Genomic DNA, 20,702 nt, shown 5'->3' on the forward strand with positions numbered 1-20,702 from the left:
CATGAATATCGTAGTATGTATTAAACAGGTTCCTGATACAAAGGGCGGCGTAAAATTTAACCCGGACGGAACTCTTGATAGAGCAGCAATGCTTGCAATCATGAATCCAGATGATAAAGCTGGTCTTGAAGCAGCACTTAGAATTAAAGATGCAACAGGCGCAAAAGTTACAGTACTTACCATGGGACTTCCAAAGGCAGATGCAGTTCTTCGTGAAGCAATGGCTATGGGTGCAGACGAAGCAGTACTTGTAACAGACAGAGTATTAGGTGGAGCTGATACATGGGCAACATCTACAACAATCGCCGGAGCACTTCGTAACTTAGATTATGACCTGATCATCACAGGCCGTCAGGCTATCGATGGTGATACAGCTCAGGTTGGACCACAGATCGCAGAGCATCTTTCTCTTCCGGTAATCTCTTATGCAGAGGATATCAAAGTAGAAGGAGATTCTGTTATCGTAAAACGTCAGTACGAAGACAGATACCATGAAGTAAAAGCAAAAATGCCTTGTCTGATCACAGCATTATCTGAATTAAACGAGCCGCGTTACATGACACCGGGCGGAATCTTCGATGCTTGTGACAAAGAAGTTACTGTATGGGGCAGAGCTGACCTTAAAGATGTAGATGATTCAGATCTTGGATTAAAGGGTTCACCGACAAAGATCGCAAAAGCATCTGATAAAGTACCAAAGGGAGCCGGCGAAAAAGTAAATCTTGATCCGGCAGAATCCGTTGAATATCTGATCGGAAAATTCAAAGAGAAACATATTATCTAACAAAAATAAGGAAAAGTGGTGAATAAGAATGGCTTTAGAAGAATATAAAGGAGTATTTGTCTTTGCACAGCAGGTAGATAACGTATTAGATGGCGTTGCTTTTGAATTACTTGGAAAAGGTAAAGACTTAGCAAAAGATTTAGACACAGACGTAACAGCAGTATTGATCGGATCTGGTATCAAAGGTCTTGCAGATCAGTTAGCTGAGTATGGTGCTGACAGAGTTATCGTTGTAGACGATCCTGAATTAAAAGATTACAGAACAGAACCATATGCACATGCATTAGCATCTGTTATCAATGAATACAAACCAGAGATCATGTTAGTTGGTGCTACAGCCATCGGACGTGACCTTGGACCAACTGTATCTGCAAGAGTAAAAACAGGTCTGACAGCAGACTGTACAGTTCTTGAGATCGGTGATTTCCCATTAGTAGCAGTTCCGGGAAAAGAAGCAGATCAGAAACACAAACAGTTACTGATGACTCGTCCTGCATTCGGTGGTAACACGATCGCAACAATCGCTTGCCCGGATAACCGTCCACAGATGGCAACAGTTCGTCCTGGTGTTATGCAGAAAATTGCTCCGATCGCTGGTGCAAAAGCAAACATCGTAGAGTTCAATCCGGGATTCACACCAAACAACAGATATGTTGAGATCTTAAATATCGTAAAAGCTGTTAAGAACACAGCAAATATCATGGATGCTAAGATCCTTGTATCCGGTGGACGTGGAGTAGGTTCTAAAGAGAACTTCAAGTTATTAGAGGATTTAGCAGAAGTACTTGGTGGAACAGTAAGCTGTTCTCGTGCCGTAGTAGAAAATGGCTGGTTACCAGTTGATTTACAGGTAGGACAGACAGGTAAAACAGTTCGTCCTCAGATCTACTTCGCAATCGGTATTTCCGGAGCAATCCAGCACGTAGCTGGTATGGAAGACTCTGACCTTATCGTAGCAATCAACAAAGATGAAGATGCTCCTATCTTCGATGTTGCTGATTACGGTTTAGTTGGAGATTTGAATAAGATTGTTCCTGCTTTAACAGCAGCTTTAAAGGCTGAGATGCAGGCTAAATAAATCAATATAGGATCATATATTGGAATGAAAAGCGGTTAGAGAAATCTGACCGCTTTTTGTTATCTGTGTTATGAACCTGTGTCGGTATACAGTTGTGTTAAATTGTCCGAATATCCGCATACAAACTGCCATTTTCGTACCCGGCTTTCTAGTGTTTCTAAGCAGGTACTGACAGATGTGTTTATTTCAAAAGTTGTCTCAAACTCGCTATATCAACAGAGGTAGTGTTACATTACACTGCTCAGACAGTGAGACAACTTTTACACATTTGCCAGCACCTGCTAAGAAGCACACGAAAGCTGGTTGATAAAAATGGCAGTTTGTATGCGGATATTCGGACAATTTATTTAATACGTGAACGACACAGGAGATTTCAGTTGTTGAAAAAAATAATAAAAAATGTAAAATTCCGAAAAGTTACGAGAGGTGTAAAAATAAATTATGGTATACTGCGAACAACGACGAAGTTATTTTTTTAAAGAAGTTTGAGCTGGCTATTGTTTTCTGTTTCTTATCATTTTTTGCTGCAAGTGCCAGCACCCATGCCTTGGCATTCGCAAAGCCTTCTGAAGTATTGCTAAACTCGAATGCCCCGCTGCTTAGCTCTCTTCCTCTGACATCGATTGCCCTAATATAATGAGTCTCACTGCCTATATCGCATCCTGCTATAAGCATGTCATCCGTAATGAAGGAGAGTTTATCGTTCTTAGCAAACTTACCATTTGTTTCCAAGTCTCGCCAGGTATAGGATCTCAGTTCTTTTTTAATCACCTCTATTTTTATGCCCAATTCTTCTTTTGACAGAAGCTTTATTGCCTGATTTTCTACATTTACTTGCTTTTTTGTTCTTGTTGCTTTAACATTCATCTTGAATACCTCTTGTGTTTTTAGATTTTACCAACTGGCAGGTCAGTAATAATCTAAATTTACTTGAGGTATTCTTTTTGGTCAATTCCTTTTACTCTTTAAAGTATACAGGAAGCTCCTAATGATATTATTGTAATTTGAGATAGGACACATACGGTATTCTATGACAGCACTAAAAGTTGAAAACAAATACTGAATGTGATAATATAAAAAAATATTATAGAAAAAAATACAAAAGAATGATCTCTCGGAATCTTGAGTGATCATGCCAGCAAAACTCTGGCATTGAACTTTGAAAAGTAAATATTATTCTTGAACGTAAAATGAACGCAAGAAATAAACATAACTGTCGCTAGAGATATAATAATCTACAGGATTATGCTACATCCAAAATCATTTTTTTCAGGGTTGATTCAGATGGCAAATCCTATGCATCCAGATGCTGTAACATCAGGATGTGATAGAGGCGGCAGTACCACATCTTAGTAGAGCGGTGTCTGCCACTTCCTAATTTGAAGTCTATTTTCTCACGCTTGTTTGAGCGTTCAGCAGACGTTCTTGCATTGTACTCACTTTTCCACTGCTCGCTGTCACGCGGAGGGATATTTATAAGATGCGGATTGTCTTTCATTGCAAGATGGACAGTTCTTCCATATTTTGAATCAGAGCATGGGGATTCACAGGAGCACCCGTGTTTTCTGCTGGCAAGAGGACACCGGAATTTTATCCGTGCTTTTAAAATTTCAACGCCATCATGATTCATTTTCCTTCCCGCTTTACAGACAGGAATGCCATCTTCATCGATGGTAAAGTCATCTTTGTATTTTTCTTTGATGCCCCGCTTTTCATTTAAATCAATAAATGGAGTGATTCCATTCCGTCTGCAATACTGGTAATAAGGCATTGCATCATGAGCAGAATCAAGAAGAAGTTTTTCTACATGAAAATCTGGAAGAAAGCTCCTCATACGAAAAAAGGCATTAAGGAATCCATGTGAATCATGCATGGAAGCAGGATGAAGCAGTGGAAAAACAGGAAGGTCACTTTCTGAATCAGAGGCAACCAGCATGTAAAGATCATATCCATGATAAAAATATCCTCTGGAGGAATCCCATCCTACATCACAGTCCGGCTGTGAAAAATAGCGTTCACAGTCGCAGTCATGGATGCCTTTTGAGGCACAGTCACAAATGCGGTGCTTTCTTTCTCTGGCAGAAGTAACAACAGGTGTCCCGTCACCGGCAATGGAAAGATGAGTATTATTAATAAGCCCTTTTTCAAGAGATTTACGAAGGAACTCTTTTGTATAGAGGTCAAACAGTGAAGCGTAGGGTTGCTCATCAATGGAAAAAGATTGTTTTTCAAGGTTTTTAAATAATTGGTCAACCGTTACTTTTCCAGTAGGCTGTGCTTTATAACCTTTTTTCTTAGGCTTTTTCACGGGAATTTTAAGTTTGTGAAGATGGGGATTAAGATTCTTATTTTCAGAATCCCAAAGCCTGGAAAAGAAATCGTAAAAGGTGCCAACACCAGGTGTATCACCAACTTCAAAGCCGCTGACAATAGCATACAAAGGATTAATTTTAAGCTGTGCAGCCCATTCAGTTACAGAAGTAACTTTAAAATCAATGGAAAGCAGGTAGGAACGCTGCATACAGGAAGGATTTCTGGGAGCAGGTCCATACTTGGAATATTTGCTCATCATCATTTCATCTGTGTAGGAAAGATCGAGATTCCAAAAACGATCGATAATATCCCAAGTGTCACGGGAAATGGCATCAGGATTCGGATAATATTTGCGAAGATTTTCAACAACAAAGTTTTGGTAGTCGGAATGACTGCCGCAGTTAACAGGTAACAAAAAATCGCCTCCAATCAAAAAACTTACCGGCTGTGCCGGAACAATATGCTTCTTGATTAAATAGGCGCGAAGCGCCACATTTTTGGAGACATATGTCAAGTGTTTTTAGTGAAAAAAGTGGGGGATTTTAATAAAAATGGAATCGGAAAGCCTTATATTTACTGGCTTAGAGATTACGAGAGATTATATTATTCATAGGGAGGAAACATTATGAAATTAGACAAGTCAAAGTTGAAAACACTTAGCATCAAAAGTCGTTTAAAGAAAGGATTCAAACTGACTACGTTTGTAGCATCGGCATCGGGGGTTATCGCGGGTATTCTTATGATTATTGTATCAATGAGATATTCCAGCGCACTAACCTTTTACGGATTTTCACAGGGAGATATAGGAAAGGTTATGGTAACCTTCTCAGAGACACGAAGTGCTACACGAGCTCTTATCGGTTATACAGCTTCTGACACATTAAGTAAGATGTCTGATACACATGATTCTAAAAAGGAATCATTTCAAAAATCCTGGGGAGAGCTGCAAAGCTCTATAAAGACAGGTGAGGAGCAGGCTATATATGATGATATAAACAGTAAGCTCGACTCATACTGGAGTCTCGATGATGAGATTGGACAGTTAGGTGAGAATGCTACAGATCCTGAGACACAGAAGGAGGCCGAGGAGAGAGCAGTAGCAGAGCTTGCACCTGCATATGATGAGATATATCAGCAGCTTGTTGCCCTTATGAAAATAAAGGTAACAGATGGAGATAATTTAAGCAAGACATTATCATTAGTATCATATGTCGTATTTGGTATTGTTATTGTTATCATTGTCGGTTCATATTTTATCTCGATGAAAATCGGGGACGAAGTTGCAGTTGGTATTTCTAAACCACTCGATGAGTTAAAACAGAGATTACGTACATTTGCACAGGGTGATCTTGAGGCTCCATTCCCGGCAGTTGATTCACAAGATGAAATTGCTGATATGGTAGGGGTTGCGAAAAACATGGCAGCAGACCTTAAGACTATCATATCTGACTCTGACAAGCTTCTTGGAAAGATGGCAGAAGGAGATTATACAGTTTCATCAGACATGGAAGATAAATATACCGGAGATTTTATTGGACTTCTCATGGCAATGCGTCAGATGAAGACACAGATGAATGATGTTATGTCACATATCAATGAGATATCATCACTTGTTACAGCAGGTTCTAACAATCTTGCTCAGGCATCACAGGAAATTGCAGAAGGTGCTACGAACCAGGCAGCAGCCATTGAGGAGCTTCAGGCTACATTTGCAGATATCACAGACGGTGTTGAGAAATCATCTGAGAAGCTCAATGATACATACAGGATTGCACAGGAGTATGCTGAGGAAGCAGATCACAGCCATATAGAGATGCAGGGCATGATTGATGTTATCGGACGCATCAATGATACATCTAAGCAGATTGAGAATATCATTTCTGAGATTGAGGATATTGCCAGTCAGACAAACCTTCTTTCACTCAATGCAGCTATCGAGGCAGCGCGTGCAGGTGAGTCAGGTAAAGGATTCGCAGTTGTTGCGGGACAAATCAGAAGTCTTTCAGAGCAGAGTGCCAAGGCTGCAGTTGACACACGTCAGCTTATAGAGAGTGCCATTGCGGTATCTAACGAGGGTAATGAAGCTGCAGAGCGCGTAAGTACTTCTATTGAAAAGGTTATCAATGGTATGAAGGAAGTTGCAGATTCTTCTCAAAAACTCAGCGAGATTGCAGAGGAGCAGGCAAAGGCTATGGAGCAGGCAGAGGCTGGCATTAATCAGATATCAGATGTTGTACAGTCAAACTCAGCAAGTGCAGAGGAAACATCAGCAACAAGTGAGGAGCTTTCAGCACAGGCGGAGACAATGAACACGCTGATTAGCAAATTTATATTGGAAAAGAAATAGAAAAATTGTACATACGAGTTTAGAAAAACTTTTTAAAAAAAGCCCCACAAGCATTATTGATATGCTGTGAGGCTTTTTGTTGTGGTGCGTTAGAGGGTTACTTTTTAAATCTAGTAAACATGTACTATGTGAACATAGTGCTTTTGTGCAATACGTGGAAAATCTGAAAAGTAATGAAAATCCCTCGATTTATGGCGATTTTGGTGATGTTCGTATGTTATAATAGTACTATATTAAGCGAGTAATAAAGTGCAGACATACATGTAACTTGTTTTATCTAAAAAAACTAAATCAGCAATTATACTGTGATGACCGAAACATTGCTCCTGATCAGAAGATGTTTTCTGTGGGTGAGCGCCAGGTACAGAAATATCTCAAGAAAGTCGTGGATTATCTCGGATATGAGGAGCCTATCGGCTCCCATTCTTTCAGGAAGTATTTTGCGACCGAGATATATAAGCAAAATAATTATGATATTGTATGTTGTTATTATAGTATGTATTTTATACGTGGGGATATTTACAAGTGTTGCAGGTGGAAGTATTTTCCGGGGATATGTCAAGTATAAGAGTTATAAACAGGCGATGACAGATTTAGAACAGGTGGATGAAACCGCACAAAAGGAAAAAGAATCTGAAGCACAGCGTTATGAAGATATTTTGTCGGAACTGGATGTATATCGGAAACAGGTGGAGCAGGTGCGTAAGGATAATGAGGATCTGTTGGATTTTTCTGTGAAGCCGCTGACATATAATTTTGATAAAGAATTAACAGATAAAGATGCAAAACAGTCTGCAATATCGAAATCATTATCATCAATTCTTCCAAATGTATTTACCTGGGTATTTGATGTCAGTTCGCAGGAACAGAATGAAGCAAATGTAGATATTATGGTTTCGGTAAATAAAGCAGCAGAATTACAAATGCTGTATGCGGTGTCAGATATTAATCATATTGTAGATGCTATGAATGCACAGGTGGATATGTATACTTCCTTCTGGGATACACAGGATCTCACTGAGCAGTTTTCTAATCTACAGGTGTTGCAGGAAATCACAGCCAAGAAACCGATTGACAATTCACTGTTAGATGAAAATCGGCAGGAGTTGTTTAAGAAATTGGATAATTATTACTATACATTGAAGTCTGTATGCGATATGTATGAATTTGTTCTGACAGATAGCACAAGCAATCGGGAATATGTGTCAGATCTTGAATCAAATCTTGTAAGTATTGATAATTTGTTCAAAAAATATGGACAGACATTAGAACTTCATATGGAAGAATGTAATCCGTTGATCAAACCACAGTTAGTGGAACTGAAAGATGTAATTGAAAATATTCGTACCAAAAATGCTGTACTTACATCTATCCCAATTGCAAATCAGGGATTTGAGAATTATGCGAGATCCGGAGGTGGCGCAAGAGTTCATTATTACTATAAGGACATGGAAAATGGCAGGACGATTGTGTATATACAGGAAAATAACGTCGCTACTAGAGGAGAATCAAAAATGATTTATACAATAGATGGAGAACCTATTTATGTAGAAGTAAATGGTGAGTATGCGTATTTCTTTCAGGGGCAGGTTGTAGAGTCTGGAACCAAAAGAGATCCAATGGAACTTTATGAGGCAGCAGAGTGGTTATACCTGCATCATGATTCAATGACGAACGATGAGTATTTTGCACATTCATTAGTGGGGTAGAGAGATGTTTTGTAAAAAATGTGGAAACGAATTACCAGATAATGCCATGTTTTGTTCGAAGTGTGGAAATAAAACAGGCAATGAACGACAGGCAGAGATTACAAATGAAAATAACAACATATGGAAAGATCACAAAAATAAGATCATCATTGGTGCTGTAGTGGGAGTGGCAGTTATCCTATGCATAATACTGATCTTTATCATCTCATGGTCTGACAGATAGGACGGTAAGATCATGGATGCAGTGATGAGCACAGGAATAGAAACAGAGACGAGTGAAGAGGCAGGTCCACAGCTGTATGATGTGACGCAGGATACGATTGATGTTTATGCAGAAAACCGCCAGCCTAATGCCAGGGATTTTTCCCTTGTATGGGATAAGAGCTTATTTTATACATTAGAGGACGTTACTGCTGAAGATACAGATGGACAGATCGAAAAATATGATGTTTTTAAAAAAGAGTTATTAAACGGAGTCAATGGAAATCAGATCGAATATGAAATCTACACGAACCCGGAAACAGGAAAAATGAATAAGATCGTTTCCATTGAGCATCAGGGAGACAGCCTGCTGCTTACGGATTATTATTATCTTGATAACGGACAACCGAACTTTATCTATCAGAGGACGGACAGTATCTATACACCAACCTATGCAACGCCAGATAAAACAGGGGAAAGGTTCTATTTTAATAATGATACACTGGTGAAATGGAGATGGATCAATGTTCCACTGCAGGTAGAAGAACTTTCCTTAGTGATAGATGAGCAGAGCAGTGCACAGGCAAAGTATGTGTATAATGATGCAGGGCAGGATAAGCAAAATGAATATGATGCGAAAGAAATACAGATGTTAAATGCAGCTTATAATACATATGCTGCCGTGGAAAAGAGTGCTGACTATGGAAACGTGAAAGGATATGTGTCCGATGCAGACCATGTGCCGCTGCAGAATGCCAATATCACATTTTTTGCAGGAACAGAGCCTGTGGGAAGTATTACAACTGATGAAAACGGGTATTACGAAACAGGAATCTCTTTATATGAAGGTGGATACAGAGTGGAGGTTTCCTGTGAAGGGTATAAAGCCGTTACTATTTATGATGTGTCAGTAAATGCGAAAAATGTAACCACATGGCTGGAAAATGTATGTTTAGTAGCAGAAGAAACTACAGAACATTCCGTCTGGCTGAATATTTATGATGGAGATACAGTCTCTTATGATGATAATGCAGCTGTCATAAGAAATGGAATTGCAGGTGCATCAGTGATTGTGAGGGAAGGAATCCGTAATACCAGTGGGGATAGTATGGCAGAATCCACCAGTGATGATGCCGGAAGTGTAAACTTAGAACTGTCAGCTGGTGTGTATACGTTAGAAATCAGTATCGATGGTTATAGCAGGAACTATGAGACACTGATCGTAGATGGTGATAAAACAGTAGACATTCCACTCGTACAGGAGATAACTGGTGACCAGATAAAGGTTGTATTGTCCTGGAATGGAGATGCAGATCTGGATTCATGTCTGTTTACGCCGCACAAAGCAGAGAGCGGGGACATGGCACGGATCAATGCAGTAAACAGTACAGATGACTATGGAAATATCCTTACAGCCGACAGTAAGGATGGACAGACAGCAGAAGTCATTACCATAGCAAACAGAATCAATGGTACCTATAAATACTATGTTTCCGATTACAATAACTGCTTAAATGGAAACTATACGGCAACAGATATGCTGACATATGATATCCGGGTTACGGTCTATGATAAAAATGGCATTGTAGCTGTCTATACCATTCCACGTAATCTTCGGGGAGTGATCTGGGAAGTATTTGAGATCAAGAATGGAAAGGTAGTGACGTTGCAGAACAGTTATGCCAATCTGGATGGAAATAACTGGTGGAGTGAGGATAAGAGTGTAAAGAAAAAATTATCAGAGGTATATGTGGGATATAGAGAATATCTAGAAAAGTATGATGAAGGCGCAGACGATAATTTTGCATTGGTATATCTTAATAATGATGAAATACCAGAACTTGTAATATATGATGCTTATCTTATGAGTATAAAATTGGTAGTATTTAACGATAGTACTGGTATGGCTGAAATGGCTGTAGAATCGCAGACTTATAATAATAAAGTTACTTATGAAGAATGTATGCTAGGAGGTGGCGGTGGTTCTGTTGAAGAGTTTTATATTGAGAAAGAAAACTTGATATGCGTTTCTAATCAGAATTGTTTTTATCGATATGATATTATTTATACATTGGATAATACGGAAGTGAAAAAGATTAAAGAAGGTGCGGGAGAACTTATTGAGGGTGAATACGATAAATATACCTGGTCTCTAGATCAAGTGGAAGTGTCGGAAAGCGAGTATAATGAGGAAATAAATAAGGTATTTGATTTTTCAAGGGCAATATCTTTTTGGCACGTAGATTACAAGAATAAGAAAGATATGATAACTTGGCTAGATAAACAATATTGTAAATCATAGGAATGTTAAATTTCAAAACAATCTAGGAAAATACAAAAATATAGACTATACACTTTGCGTTAATATGAATGTGAAAAGAGCGGAGAGTAGTTTGACAAAATGTTGCAATTAAAAAAGTAGTCCGATTGAATCAATTGTATGATGTCAGTGTGGAGAATTTCCAGAAAGTATTACTGCGATAAAAGCAGATATCGTTAAAACTGCTTTTAAGCATAAAGGAAATGCTTGATTATTAGTTTAGAAAAAAGCGGTTGACTTATGAGGAATTTTATAGGGCTGAAAAAAGATAAATATGTTCTAAGGTAACAGGGATGCGGTAGAAAGTACAAAAGCTTTCTGCCGTTTCTTTTATTGGGAATGTCAGTAAAAACAGAAATCTACAGAATTATATATTTGCGAAAGCCACCGTTTTGTCATAACATAAAAGCAATCATAAAAAAATTAAAAATACCTATTGACCTTAACGCGACGTAAAGCCTTATGGTATTGGCATCAGGAAACAGGAGGCAAATAGAAATGATGACGATTAAACAAATGTCAGAATTGACAGGTGTTAGTGCACGAACACTTAGATATTATGATGAAATAGGACTATTTTGTCCGACTGAGAAAAGCAAAGCGGGATACCGGCTGTATGATGAAGCAGCATTTGTAATTTCCCCCAAAATCCGTTATACTAGAACCATCAATACAAGTAACACATAGACATTTCAATGAGCCTGCAAAAGTTACCGTTTACAAGGAACTTGTGAACGGTAACCAATACGAGGGGGAGATCATATGGGGAAAAATGTACGGCTTGCAAATATCTATATTAAAATCTATAATAAATGTCCACTGACAATGGATGATCTGGCATTTTTGGCAAAATATGATCCGGAGTGTTTTGAGAAAACCTGTCACAATCTGGCATACAATGTACCGGAGGCAAAGGCGCTGATCCATGAGAAGCCGGAAGAAAAGTCAGAATCACAGCAGAAACAAATGCCGGCAGAAAAAGCCTCAAGCAGTATGCCGCTTAAATCAGATACGGATGCGAAAAGGGCACAGACATCTATTAAAGCAAAGCATGAGAAAGAAAAACATAGCAAAGATAAAAAGCAGGATAAGTCTGTTGATATCGACCTTATATTAGACCGCTTAAAGAGCATGGAGCGGAAAGAGTTAGATATGCAGGACTTAAATGTAGACTGTGTCAAACAACTGCTTGGAACTTTGTATATGGAATTATTGTTTCCACACAATGATAAAGACCGGACATTTGAAATGAAAAATATGGATGACTATTCCATTTTTAACAAAAAAGCCTGAGGAGAACAAATAGATGAAGATACTTCTGACTGCGATCAATGCAAAATATATCCATTCAAATCTTGCAGTTTATGATTTGCGGGCATATGCAAAAGAATATCGGGATTCTGTGGAATTAGCAGAGTATACGATCAATCATAGAAGTGAATATATTTTGCAGGAGATCTATAAGAGAAAGCCGGATGTGCTCTGCTTTTCCTGCTATATCTGGAATTATGAATATGTGAAGGAAGTTGCATCGGAATTTCACAAATTAAGACCGGAAGTACCGATCTGGGTAGGCGGTCCGGAAGTATCTTATGAGATTGAGCGGATGTTTGTAGAGAATCCGTCATTCTATGGAGTTGTGATCGGAGAAGGAGAAGCTACATTTTCCGAATTGTGTGCGTATTACTGCAATGGGAAAAAGGGATCGCTTTCGGATATTGCAGGGATCGCATACCGTGACGTGGAAAAGTACGATGAGCGAAAAGAGGGATCACCAGCGATCACTCGTACCAAACCAAGGGCACCGATCGACTTGAGTTCCATTCCATTCTGCTATGAGGATATGACAGATTTTGAAAACAGGATCATCTATTATGAATCGAGCAGAGGCTGCCCATTTTCCTGCAGTTATTGTCTTTCTTCGATTGATAAGAAACTGCGTTTCCGGAATACAGAACTGGTCAAAAAAGAATTACAGTTTTTTATTGACAAAAAAGTGCCACAGGTAAAATTTGTAGACCGTACGTTTAACTGCAACCACACTCATGCAATGGAGATCTGGAAATTTATTCAGGAAAAAGATATCGGCATAACGAATTTTCATTTTGAGATTGCAGCGGATCTTCTGACAGAAGAAGAAACGAAATTGCTATCGACATTTCGTCCGGGGCTCGTACAGCTTGAGATCGGTGTGCAGTCTACGAATCTGCAGACGATCGAGGAGATCCACCGGAAGATGCAGTTGTCGGACGTGGAATCTTCGGTACGTTTTATACAAACAGCAGGTAATATCCATGAGCATTTAGATCTGATCGCCGGACTCCCATATGAAAATTATGAGCGGTTTGGGCAGTCATTCCGGGATATTTATGCATTAAAACCAAACCAGTTACAGCTTGGATTTTTAAAGGTATTAAAAGGTTCTTATATTTTTGAACACAAAGACGAATATGGCATGATCTACCGCAGCAAGCCGCCATATGAGATCATGCAGACGAAATGGCTTAGTTATGATGAAGTACTTTTGATCAAACTGGTCGAGGAAATGTTAGAAGTCTATTATAACAGTGGACAGTTTGAGGTTACGATGAAGTTAATTGATGTTGTCTATCCTGACAGTTTTGGATTCTTTCTGCGGTTAGGGCAGTTCTATGAAGATATGGGGTATCTTGGAATGAACCATTCGAGGATCCGCAGATGCGAGATCTTATTGGAATTTTTAAAGCAGGAAAAACAGGTATCCATAGAACTTATGGAAGAAGCATTGCTCTATGATCTGTATTACAGGGAAAATATGAAAAGCCGTCCGTACTGGGCAGGAAATATTTCAGAGTTTTCAAAGATCACAAAGACGTACTGCAAAAATGGAAAACTGTCACATATTGAACCTTTTTCCTATCATTTTCCGGATAAATCGCAGAAAACGGTCGGCAAACTGCCAGAGCGATTAGAAGAAGGGATCTATGTACTGTTTGAATATGAAAAGCGTGATGCATTAGACCATCAGGCAAAAACGACTGAGATTACAAAACAGGAGGCAGAAGCAGCATGGGAAAACGCACAGAGGAGATTTTAAGACGGTTTGATGAAGCTTATGGCAAGGAATATATCTGTTATTTAAACCATGAAACACCATGGCAGCTTTTGATCGCAGTCATTTTAAGTGCCCAGTGTACAGATGCAAGGGTAAATATTGTGACAAAAGATCTGTTTCAAAAGTATGACACTTTAGAAAAGTTTGCAAATGCCAATCTTAGCGAATTAGAACAGGATATCCGTTCAATAGGATTTTATCATAATAAAGCCAAGAATATCATTGCATGTGCAAAAACATTAGTGGAAGAATATCATGGAGAAGTACCGAGAACGTTAGAAGAATTAACATCACTCGCAGGCGTGGGACGGAAAACGGCAAATGTGATCCGCGGAAATATTTACAATGAACCAAGTATTGTGGTAGACACGCATGTAAAGCGGATCTCAAAACGGTTAGGATTTACGAAAAATGATGATCCATATAAAGTGGAATCAGATCTGATGAAAGTACTTCCAAAAGACCACTGGATTTTATATAATATACAGATCATTACATTTGGGCGGAGTATCTGTTTTGCAAGAAATCCGAAATGTTCGGAGTGTTTTTTAGAGGATATCTGCAAGTCGAAGGATAAGAGGTAGCGGTGTGAAAGATCAATATGATAAAGGAAAAGTAAGTAAAATTGTTTTGGGGATATTTCTGGTGTGTGCGGTTTCCTATCTGACCGTTTTATATGGACTGAACCAGAGAGTGAAAATTGTAGATGTATCAGACTGTGAAATTGCAGATGAAACAACGATGCAGTATAAGATTGAAAAGATCGAATACAAACGAAATTACATTAAGATCTCCGGCTATGCATATCGGCAAGGAATCAGCGTAGATACAGCGGATACTGTATTGTTAGCACATGATCCGACAACGGATAGTTACTATGAACTGCCGACGGAAAATGTGAAAAAAACCAAGCTCTCTAAAAATGCAGATGATGGATTTAATTATGATTATGCAGAATTTCAGTCTGTGGTGCGCAGCAAGAAGATCCCGGGCGGCTGCAGGGCGTGCATCTGGTATCGGGGAAATGGAGAGAATGTGCTGATACCGACAGAGGAAGTTTTATATTATTAGGAGAAGATGATGGAAAAGTTACAGTGTTTTGCAAAAAAAATATTAAAAAAAGAATTCTTACCGCTTCTGCTGTTTGCACTGATCCAGCTGATTTATCACATGTTGATGCAGGAACCGGAAAATTCAGATGCGATGTGGTTTTTCTGTAAACAGTTAGACACTTACAGTTTAAAAGATTATCTGACGATCCGCTATCAGACATGGGCGTCCCGTATTTTTATTGAAGCGGTGTTGGTATACATATCAAGACATGTTATGCTCTGGAAAGTGATCGACTGGATCTTCTGGGTATTTTTGGCATGGGCACTTACGGCATTGTTCCCGAAGGAAAAAAGAGGCATTGCGGCATATATTGTTGTAGGATTTTTGCTGGTTTATCCGATGTGGGATCTTAGAACGGCTGGCTGGATCGCAACGAGTGCAAATTATTCATGGCCTTTGGCATTGGGAGTATTTTCCTTACATGGGACAGCAAAAGCCTTTTATGGGGAAAAATCCCCGGTATGGATGTGGATATTCTATGCACTTGCAGCATTATATGGTGCAAACATGGAGCAGATGTCAGCAGTACTTTTAGCAGTCAATGTATGTGCAGTCATTTATTTTATCATAGAAAAAAATCCGGTGAGGCTGTATGGAAGTGCCATCATTGGGGCGCTGATCGCGGCGGGCGAATTCATCTTCATTATGACATGTCCTGGAAATGCAGCCAGAAAGGCACAGGAAACAATCAACTGGATGCCGAATTTTGGCACATATAATCTGATAGATAAGATCAGTATGGGATTTGTCGATACGATGCATCATCTGATCACATCGGGGAATGTATTGTATCTGTGCTATGTGATCCTTCTTGCAGTCTTAGTCTTTTTCAAGACAGAAAAATTGATGTACCGGATCGCATCGATCCTTCCGGTGGGAATCACGGTATGGTTTACCGTATTTTTTGATGTGATCGAAGATAAATATCCTTCTTTGGCAAACCTGCTTGAGAAGAATGCATTTATTGATGGAAGAAACTATCATTTTGCAGCAAATTATATACCAACGATCATTTATCTGGTTTTGATCGGCTGTATGCTGTTATCAATGACCGTTGTCTGCGGGAGCTATTTTGAACTGTTCGGACAGGGAATCCTGCTAGGACTTGCCCTTGCAACAAGAGTGATCATGGGATTTACACCGACGATCTATGTGTCACAGGAACGGACATTTTTCTATTTATATATGCTGCTCGGAATCAGTGGAGTCTATCTGCTGATACAGAATCTTGATCTGTTACAGTCGAAAAAGAAAGCCTTTGAGGGATTGAAAATATCGGGAGCATTTATCGTGGTACTCGGAGTACTTGTCAATTTTGCAGAGGTCGGAAATGTGTAAAAAGAAAAGTTACACAAAAAAATCCGTCAGATGGAGTTTTTAGAGGAAACTCTCATCTGGCGGATTTTTTGATAAAGATTCGGGTGTCAAAAGATGGTTCATAGCTTAGCGACTGGCAAATTGCACAAAGTCGAGTCTATTTTTGTGACTTTGGGAGAAAATTAGTAAATCTTAGTCTGCCTGTTCATGTACAGTGTTTTGCTGCCATGGACGGCAGCAAAAGTCTTAACGCCCCATGGACGGGGCGTTTAAGACGTACACGTCACTTTGTCGTAACCTATTTCAGGCAGATTTAGATTTTCTTATTTTCGTACAACGGAACAAAAACAGACTCGGCTTTGTGCAATCTGCCAATCAGAAAACTTGAAGCCATCTTTTGACGCTCAAAGCTTCATAAATTAAACGGTATTAGGATTTATCAGAACCGTATACAAAACTCTGCAATGTCATAAACCACCCACTTTTTACCAGCAATTTATTTAACCTTGTCAGTACATCAGCAAAGATATAGATTATAATGAAAGTCAGTACAAGGATCAAAAGGATCTGCGGCAGGTTTGGATTGTAACGTCCGAATAATCCGAGCACCTGTCCCATGACAACGTGCTGTAATAAAAAGATCGCATAAGAAATCTTTCCGGTATAGCTGAAAAATGGCTTTAAGAAACCGACCTTCATCACATAATTTCCAATTTGGTAAAACAGCAGGAAAAGTCCGACCGGAATCACCTGCGTACATAAGAAACCGTCCACCGGCACTTTTACAAAGAGTAAAAACAGTGCGATACCACCGAAAATAACAGTGATCCAAAGGGCACTTAATTTTTCCCGATACCGGATAAAGAGCATTCCAAGCCAGAAGGCAAACAGACAGACGATCAGGTTACGTTCTCTCTGGATCTGGAAAAATGGAAGATTCCAGTGGAAAGCCAATGTGCCGGCACCTAGTAGTAAAGTTGTAAGTATCTTACAGTATTTCATGCATAAAGTAAGTAGTGGATAGATCAGGTACAGGCAGACCAGTGCACCGAGAAACCATTCACCGATGAAATAGTAGTTCTGCGGATAACGGTAAGATAAGTACCCATCCATTCCGGCAAGGCTTAAAAGCATCGTTTTCGGACTGCCGTTATAGAACAGATGACCGAGTGTGGTTGCTTTCTGGTAATATAAAAACAGCCAGAGCATATAAAACATCGGGAAGATGCCTTTGAAACGGTCAAAATAATAACGTTTGAGGGAATGGATATCAATGTCAGGGTGATTGTAAAATAAAGATGCACCGGAGAGCATAAAAAAGATGTTCACGCTGGTATTTTCCCCCCAGACACCATTTGCATGCTGGTAAAGAAACGGAAGGTCTGCATACTGTGGTGTCGTATTGCAGATACATGCGAAGTGATATATGACAATGATCCATGCAGTTACACTTCGCATAAAATCGAAACTGTCAATTCTTTCTTTTCTCATAAAAACAAGACTCCTTTGAATAGATCATTTAATAGGGTTTCATTGTAGCACATTTTTTTTAATTTTTCTTTAAAATATTGAAAAACTTTCGACAAACAGACTTTTTATGCTATAATGGAAATAATTATGGCGATTACAGAAACTTCGTATAGAAAGATATCGGGATGATCACAGTTATAAAAATACAAAGCACAGGAGATGGGTTATGGAGCAGATGCAGGTAAAAGGAAAACAGAAATCATGGCGGTATGTGATGAGTCTGCTGCTTATGGCTGTTGCAGTCATTGCAGGGGGACAGAGGGTTTTAGCGGCCAACGCAGCAGATGCGGCAGTTACGCAGAAGAAACCGAAAGTGTACATGGAACAGACGGAAGTGACGATGTATCCGGCAACGACAAAGACGTTAAAACTGCATGGAGCTTCTTCAAAGTCGAAGATCAAGTGGTCAAGCAGCAGCAAGAAGACTGCAACGGTAAAAAGTTCCGGTAAAGTAACTGCGAAAGCACGGGGAACAGCAACGATCACAGCCACATATAAGAGTAAAGAATATACCTGTACCGCCAATGTTACCTATGGAACGCATAAGACTTCCGATGGAATGAAATATAAAGATACAGAGGGCAGTTTCGGACATACCGGACGATGGTTTAAAAAAAGTATTTCCGGTGGAAAGTATTATTTTACGAATACAGACGGAAGTGCAGTATATTTTAAAGTGACAGGCAGTAAATATGTGAATGTCAATTTCGTTTCAAAGATTTCAGCACAGACACCGTATTTTGCCTATTCTGTAGATGGTGGCAACATGAAACGTCAGCTGATCAGCAACAAAAAGATCAGTGTTGGCAATACTAAGACACATTATGTCCGCCTGGTCATTGATGCAATATCGGAAAATGAAAACCGCTGGGGAGAAGCGGGTGTCGGAATCAAGAGTATCAAACCGGTGACATCATCAGGAGCTGTAACGGCGATTACACCGCAGAACGATACGATCGCTTTTTATGGTGACAGTATCACACAGGGCGTCCGTGCCTTGAATATGGCATTGGCACCATCCGGTACAAGTGCTACCCACAGTTATGCATGGTATTGTGCGGATAAACTGAATATGGTGCCGTATTTTGCAGGTTATGGCGGCTCGGGAATCGCAGAAGCAGGATGTTTTAACAGTTTACATAATGCGATATCCTCGTTTTCCATGGGCAGGAAAGCTTCATCTTATGATGCAGATGTGATCGTATTTGAACATGGTACGAATGATGTACATACTTATGGAGATATATTTATCAATGAATACAAAAAAGCTTTGCAGATGGCACATAAAGCACATCCGAAGGCAAAAGTCATGGTGATCATACCATTTACACAGATCCATGCAGACGAGATCCGGAAAGCGGCGGCTCCATATAAGAAATGGTGTACTGTGATCGAAACGTCTTCGTGGCGGTTATCTTATACCGATGGTCTGCATCCGAATACTTCCGGTGCAAAGACAGCAGGAAAGAATCTGGCGAAAACAGTAGCTGCAAAGAGAAAGGCTTCATAAAACAGTCATGTTAGATGATTATGTTGTGGTAGATTTAGAAATGACAGGTCTGCACCCAAAGACAGATCATATATTAGAGATCGGGGCGGTCAAAGTAAGGGAAAAACAGATCGTAGATACATTTTCAGTACTGCTTAGACAGGATACACCAATCCCGGAGCAAGTCGTGGAACTGACAGGGATCACAGATGAAATGACAGCAGACGGACAGGATGCCGATAGAGCAGTCAGTGCGTTTTTAGAATTTGCAGAGGATCTTCCATGGGTGGGACACAATATCATTTTTGATTACAGCTTCATCAAACAGTGGGAAGTGAATCACCGGATCAAGAGAAACTGTTATGCAGTCGATACATTAAAGATCGCAAGGAAATGCCTTCCAAAAGAAATGAAAAAATCTCTGGAAGTCTTGCGTCAATATTATGGGATCGAACAGACAGCCATACACAGGGCATATGAAGATGCGGCTGCAACGCAGGTTTTATATGAGATCTTAGAGAGGGAGTTTTCGAAGAAAGAACCCGGACTGTTCCGGTCAAGGGAATTGCAGTGCCGTCTGAAAAGACAGACACCGGCAACTGCCCGGCAAAAAAATTACTTGAAGGATCTGACAGAATATCATAGAATAGTACTTGATGTTCCGGTGGAACGATTAAGCCGCAGTGAAGCTTCAAGACTGACAGATAAGATCATTGCACAGTATGGGAAACCGGAAGTTTCGGCAGTACCAGGGAAGAAAACGATTCGTCCATGACAAAAAGTGCATCGGTAATGTCCCGGATCTTTTCCGGTGTGTTCTGTTTTTGATATAACTCTGCAAGCAGCAGATAGATCTGACTGACATCCAGTGCAAGTGACATCGCATATTCTAAGATGGTGACCGCAGCATCAATACGGTCAAGTTCTACTTCACGTCTTGCATAAGCCAACAGTGTGGTAGTGAGCAGATGATAGTTCTCATCATAGGAACTAAGATCGGCTAAGTTCGCAGGACCATACATCAGCTTTAAGTCCGTATTTGTATACATGGACAGATTGATGATCTTTTGATCCGTAAGGTTTTGTAGAACAGTCTCACAGGAATAAAGTTCATCGTCCGCAAACTCTCCAACCGGAAGTGTATCTGTGGAAAATGACAGATAAGGCAGGGCAGAGATATCTTTTTTACGGGTAGCATTTGCCATACGTTCCCGCTCGAGAAATGCTTCATTGGCATTCTCCTGTGCCTCAGTACTTTTTTTCCGCTTGACGGCAAGCAGTGCTGTGAATAGAATAAAAGCAATTAAAAAAATAGGAACTCTCATTGTAGTGTGTCCTTTCTTAAAAATTATAATATAAAAATGAGGTGATCATATGTATAACTTTTTCAATCCAAAAAGAAAACGC

The 20,702-nt window shown here is 39.7% G+C and carries 18 protein-coding genes; 14 read left to right on the forward strand and 4 right to left on the reverse strand.

Annotation, left to right across the window (positions count from 1 at the left end; all coding sequences use genetic code 11):
* Window position 1: 1 nt before the first annotated feature.
* Both H8S17_RS09330 and H8S17_RS09335 read left to right on the forward strand, forming a co-directional pair.
* The gene (locus tag H8S17_RS09330) at window positions 2-784 is read left to right on the forward strand and encodes an electron transfer flavoprotein subunit beta/FixA family protein (RefSeq protein WP_178051798.1); all 783 of its coding nucleotides are present in this window, start codon (window positions 2-4) and stop codon (window positions 782-784) included.
* Between the two features lie 28 nt (window positions 785-812).
* Window positions 813-1,862: an electron transfer flavoprotein subunit alpha/FixB family protein gene (locus H8S17_RS09335; RefSeq protein ID WP_178051799.1), complete on the forward strand. Its 1,050-nt coding sequence runs from the start codon at window positions 813-815 to the stop codon at window positions 1,860-1,862.
* Between the two features lie 417 nt (window positions 1,863-2,279).
* On the opposite strand, the gene H8S17_RS09340 is transcribed toward H8S17_RS09335, so the two are convergent.
* A complete protein-coding gene (locus H8S17_RS09340; RefSeq protein WP_186867111.1) occupies window positions 2,280-2,729 on the reverse strand; it encodes a hypothetical protein in 450 nt (149 codons plus the stop codon).
* 427 nt (window positions 2,730-3,156) lie between these two features.
* Window positions 3,157-4,608 (reverse strand): transposase, encoded by a 1,452-nt coding sequence (locus H8S17_RS09345; protein WP_243238036.1) that lies wholly within the window; start codon window positions 4,606-4,608, stop codon window positions 3,157-3,159.
* A 192-nt stretch (window positions 4,609-4,800) separates the two neighbouring features.
* Here H8S17_RS09345 and H8S17_RS09350 point away from each other — a divergent pair, with 192 nt between their 5' ends.
* The 10 genes from H8S17_RS09350 (at window position 4,801) to H8S17_RS09395 (ending at window position 16,297) form a co-directional block, all read left to right on the forward strand.
* Window positions 4,801-6,522: a methyl-accepting chemotaxis protein gene (locus tag H8S17_RS09350; protein ID WP_186867112.1), complete on the forward strand. Its 1,722-nt coding sequence runs from the start codon at window positions 4,801-4,803 to the stop codon at window positions 6,520-6,522.
* A 470-nt stretch (window positions 6,523-6,992) separates the two neighbouring features.
* Entirely contained in the window at window positions 6,993-8,231 is a 1,239-nt protein-coding gene (locus H8S17_RS09355) for a hypothetical protein (RefSeq protein ID WP_186867113.1), read from the forward strand.
* Between the two features lie 4 nt (window positions 8,232-8,235).
* Complete coding sequence (locus H8S17_RS09360) at window positions 8,236-8,454, forward strand: zinc-ribbon domain-containing protein (protein WP_186867114.1); 219 nt, start codon at window positions 8,236-8,238, stop codon at window positions 8,452-8,454.
* Window positions 8,455-8,466: 12 nt separating this feature from the next.
* Window positions 8,467-10,734 carry a carboxypeptidase regulatory-like domain-containing protein gene (locus H8S17_RS09365; RefSeq protein ID WP_186867115.1) on the forward strand — a complete coding sequence of 756 codons (2,268 nt, stop codon included), beginning with the start codon at window positions 8,467-8,469 and terminating at the stop codon, window positions 10,732-10,734.
* Between the two features lie 516 nt (window positions 10,735-11,250).
* Entirely contained in the window at window positions 11,251-11,439 is a 189-nt protein-coding gene (locus H8S17_RS09370) for a MerR family DNA-binding transcriptional regulator (protein WP_186867116.1), read from the forward strand.
* 75 nt (window positions 11,440-11,514) lie between these two features.
* Entirely contained in the window at window positions 11,515-12,045 is a 531-nt protein-coding gene (locus H8S17_RS09375) for a hypothetical protein (RefSeq protein WP_178051537.1), read from the forward strand.
* A 13-nt stretch (window positions 12,046-12,058) separates the two neighbouring features.
* On the forward strand, window positions 12,059-13,828 hold the full coding sequence (locus tag H8S17_RS09380; protein WP_186867117.1) for a B12-binding domain-containing radical SAM protein: 1,770 nt from the start codon (window positions 12,059-12,061) through the stop codon (window positions 13,826-13,828).
* Window positions 13,801-14,430 (forward strand): endonuclease III, encoded by a 630-nt coding sequence (gene nth, locus H8S17_RS09385; protein WP_186867118.1) that lies wholly within the window; start codon window positions 13,801-13,803, stop codon window positions 14,428-14,430. The genes H8S17_RS09380 and nth overlap by 28 nt, the downstream gene beginning before the upstream one ends.
* A gap of 4 nt (window positions 14,431-14,434) precedes the next feature.
* Window positions 14,435-14,917, forward strand: coding sequence for a hypothetical protein (locus tag H8S17_RS09390; protein WP_186867119.1), 483 nt, complete (start codon window positions 14,435-14,437; stop codon window positions 14,915-14,917).
* 9 nt (window positions 14,918-14,926) lie between these two features.
* Window positions 14,927-16,297, forward strand: coding sequence for a hypothetical protein (locus tag H8S17_RS09395; protein WP_186867120.1), 1,371 nt, complete (start codon window positions 14,927-14,929; stop codon window positions 16,295-16,297).
* Window positions 16,298-16,705: 408 nt separating this feature from the next.
* Here H8S17_RS09395 and H8S17_RS09400 read toward each other — a convergent pair whose 3' ends face one another.
* A complete protein-coding gene (locus tag H8S17_RS09400) occupies window positions 16,706-17,767 on the reverse strand; it encodes an acyltransferase family protein (protein ID WP_186867121.1) in 1,062 nt (353 codons plus the stop codon).
* Between the two features lie 205 nt (window positions 17,768-17,972).
* On the opposite strand from H8S17_RS09400, the gene H8S17_RS09405 reads away from it, so the two are divergent.
* Both H8S17_RS09405 and H8S17_RS09410 read left to right on the forward strand, forming a co-directional pair.
* Window positions 17,973-19,316, forward strand: coding sequence for an SGNH/GDSL hydrolase family protein (locus H8S17_RS09405; RefSeq protein ID WP_186867122.1), 1,344 nt, complete (start codon window positions 17,973-17,975; stop codon window positions 19,314-19,316).
* Window positions 19,317-19,323: 7 nt separating this feature from the next.
* Window positions 19,324-20,070, forward strand: coding sequence for a 3'-5' exonuclease (locus H8S17_RS09410; protein WP_186867123.1), 747 nt, complete (start codon window positions 19,324-19,326; stop codon window positions 20,068-20,070).
* Here the strand turns inward: H8S17_RS09410 and H8S17_RS09415 are convergent.
* The gene (locus H8S17_RS09415) at window positions 20,006-20,620 is read right to left on the reverse strand and encodes a hypothetical protein (RefSeq protein WP_186867124.1); all 615 of its coding nucleotides are present in this window, start codon (window positions 20,618-20,620) and stop codon (window positions 20,006-20,008) included. The two genes, H8S17_RS09410 and H8S17_RS09415, sit on opposite strands and share 65 nt — an antisense overlap.
* Between the last annotated feature and the right edge of the window lie 82 nt (window positions 20,621-20,702).

Source organism: Roseburia zhanii (assembly GCF_014287635.1).
GTDB classification, from domain to species: domain Bacteria; phylum Bacillota; class Clostridia; order Lachnospirales; family Lachnospiraceae; genus Roseburia_B; species Roseburia_B zhanii.

Coding starts and splice junctions, on each gene's coding strand:
- H8S17_RS09330 (WP_178051798.1), top strand. CDS start 2: ATGAATATCGTAGTATGTATTAAACAGGTTCCTGATACAAAGGGCGGC.
- H8S17_RS09335 (WP_178051799.1), top strand. CDS start 813: ATGGCTTTAGAAGAATATAAAGGAGTATTTGTCTTTGCACAGCAGGTA.
- H8S17_RS09340 (WP_186867111.1), bottom strand. CDS start 2,729: ATGAATGTTAAAGCAACAAGAACAAAAAAGCAAGTAAATGTAGAAAAT.
- H8S17_RS09350 (WP_186867112.1), top strand. CDS start 4,801: ATGAAATTAGACAAGTCAAAGTTGAAAACACTTAGCATCAAAAGTCGT.
- H8S17_RS09355 (WP_186867113.1), top strand. CDS start 6,993: ATGATATTGTATGTTGTTATTATAGTATGTATTTTATACGTGGGGATA.
- H8S17_RS09360 (WP_186867114.1), top strand. CDS start 8,236: ATGTTTTGTAAAAAATGTGGAAACGAATTACCAGATAATGCCATGTTT.
- H8S17_RS09365 (WP_186867115.1), top strand. CDS start 8,467: ATGGATGCAGTGATGAGCACAGGAATAGAAACAGAGACGAGTGAAGAG.
- H8S17_RS09370 (WP_186867116.1), top strand. CDS start 11,251: ATGATGACGATTAAACAAATGTCAGAATTGACAGGTGTTAGTGCACGA.
- H8S17_RS09375 (WP_178051537.1), top strand. CDS start 11,515: ATGGGGAAAAATGTACGGCTTGCAAATATCTATATTAAAATCTATAAT.
- H8S17_RS09380 (WP_186867117.1), top strand. CDS start 12,059: ATGAAGATACTTCTGACTGCGATCAATGCAAAATATATCCATTCAAAT.
- nth (WP_186867118.1), top strand. CDS start 13,801: ATGGGAAAACGCACAGAGGAGATTTTAAGACGGTTTGATGAAGCTTAT.
- H8S17_RS09395 (WP_186867120.1), top strand. CDS start 14,927: ATGGAAAAGTTACAGTGTTTTGCAAAAAAAATATTAAAAAAAGAATTC.
- H8S17_RS09400 (WP_186867121.1), bottom strand. CDS start 17,767: ATGAGAAAAGAAAGAATTGACAGTTTCGATTTTATGCGAAGTGTAACT.
- H8S17_RS09405 (WP_186867122.1), top strand. CDS start 17,973: ATGGAGCAGATGCAGGTAAAAGGAAAACAGAAATCATGGCGGTATGTG.
- H8S17_RS09410 (WP_186867123.1), top strand. CDS start 19,324: ATGTTAGATGATTATGTTGTGGTAGATTTAGAAATGACAGGTCTGCAC.
- H8S17_RS09415 (WP_186867124.1), bottom strand. CDS start 20,620: ATGAGAGTTCCTATTTTTTTAATTGCTTTTATTCTATTCACAGCACTG.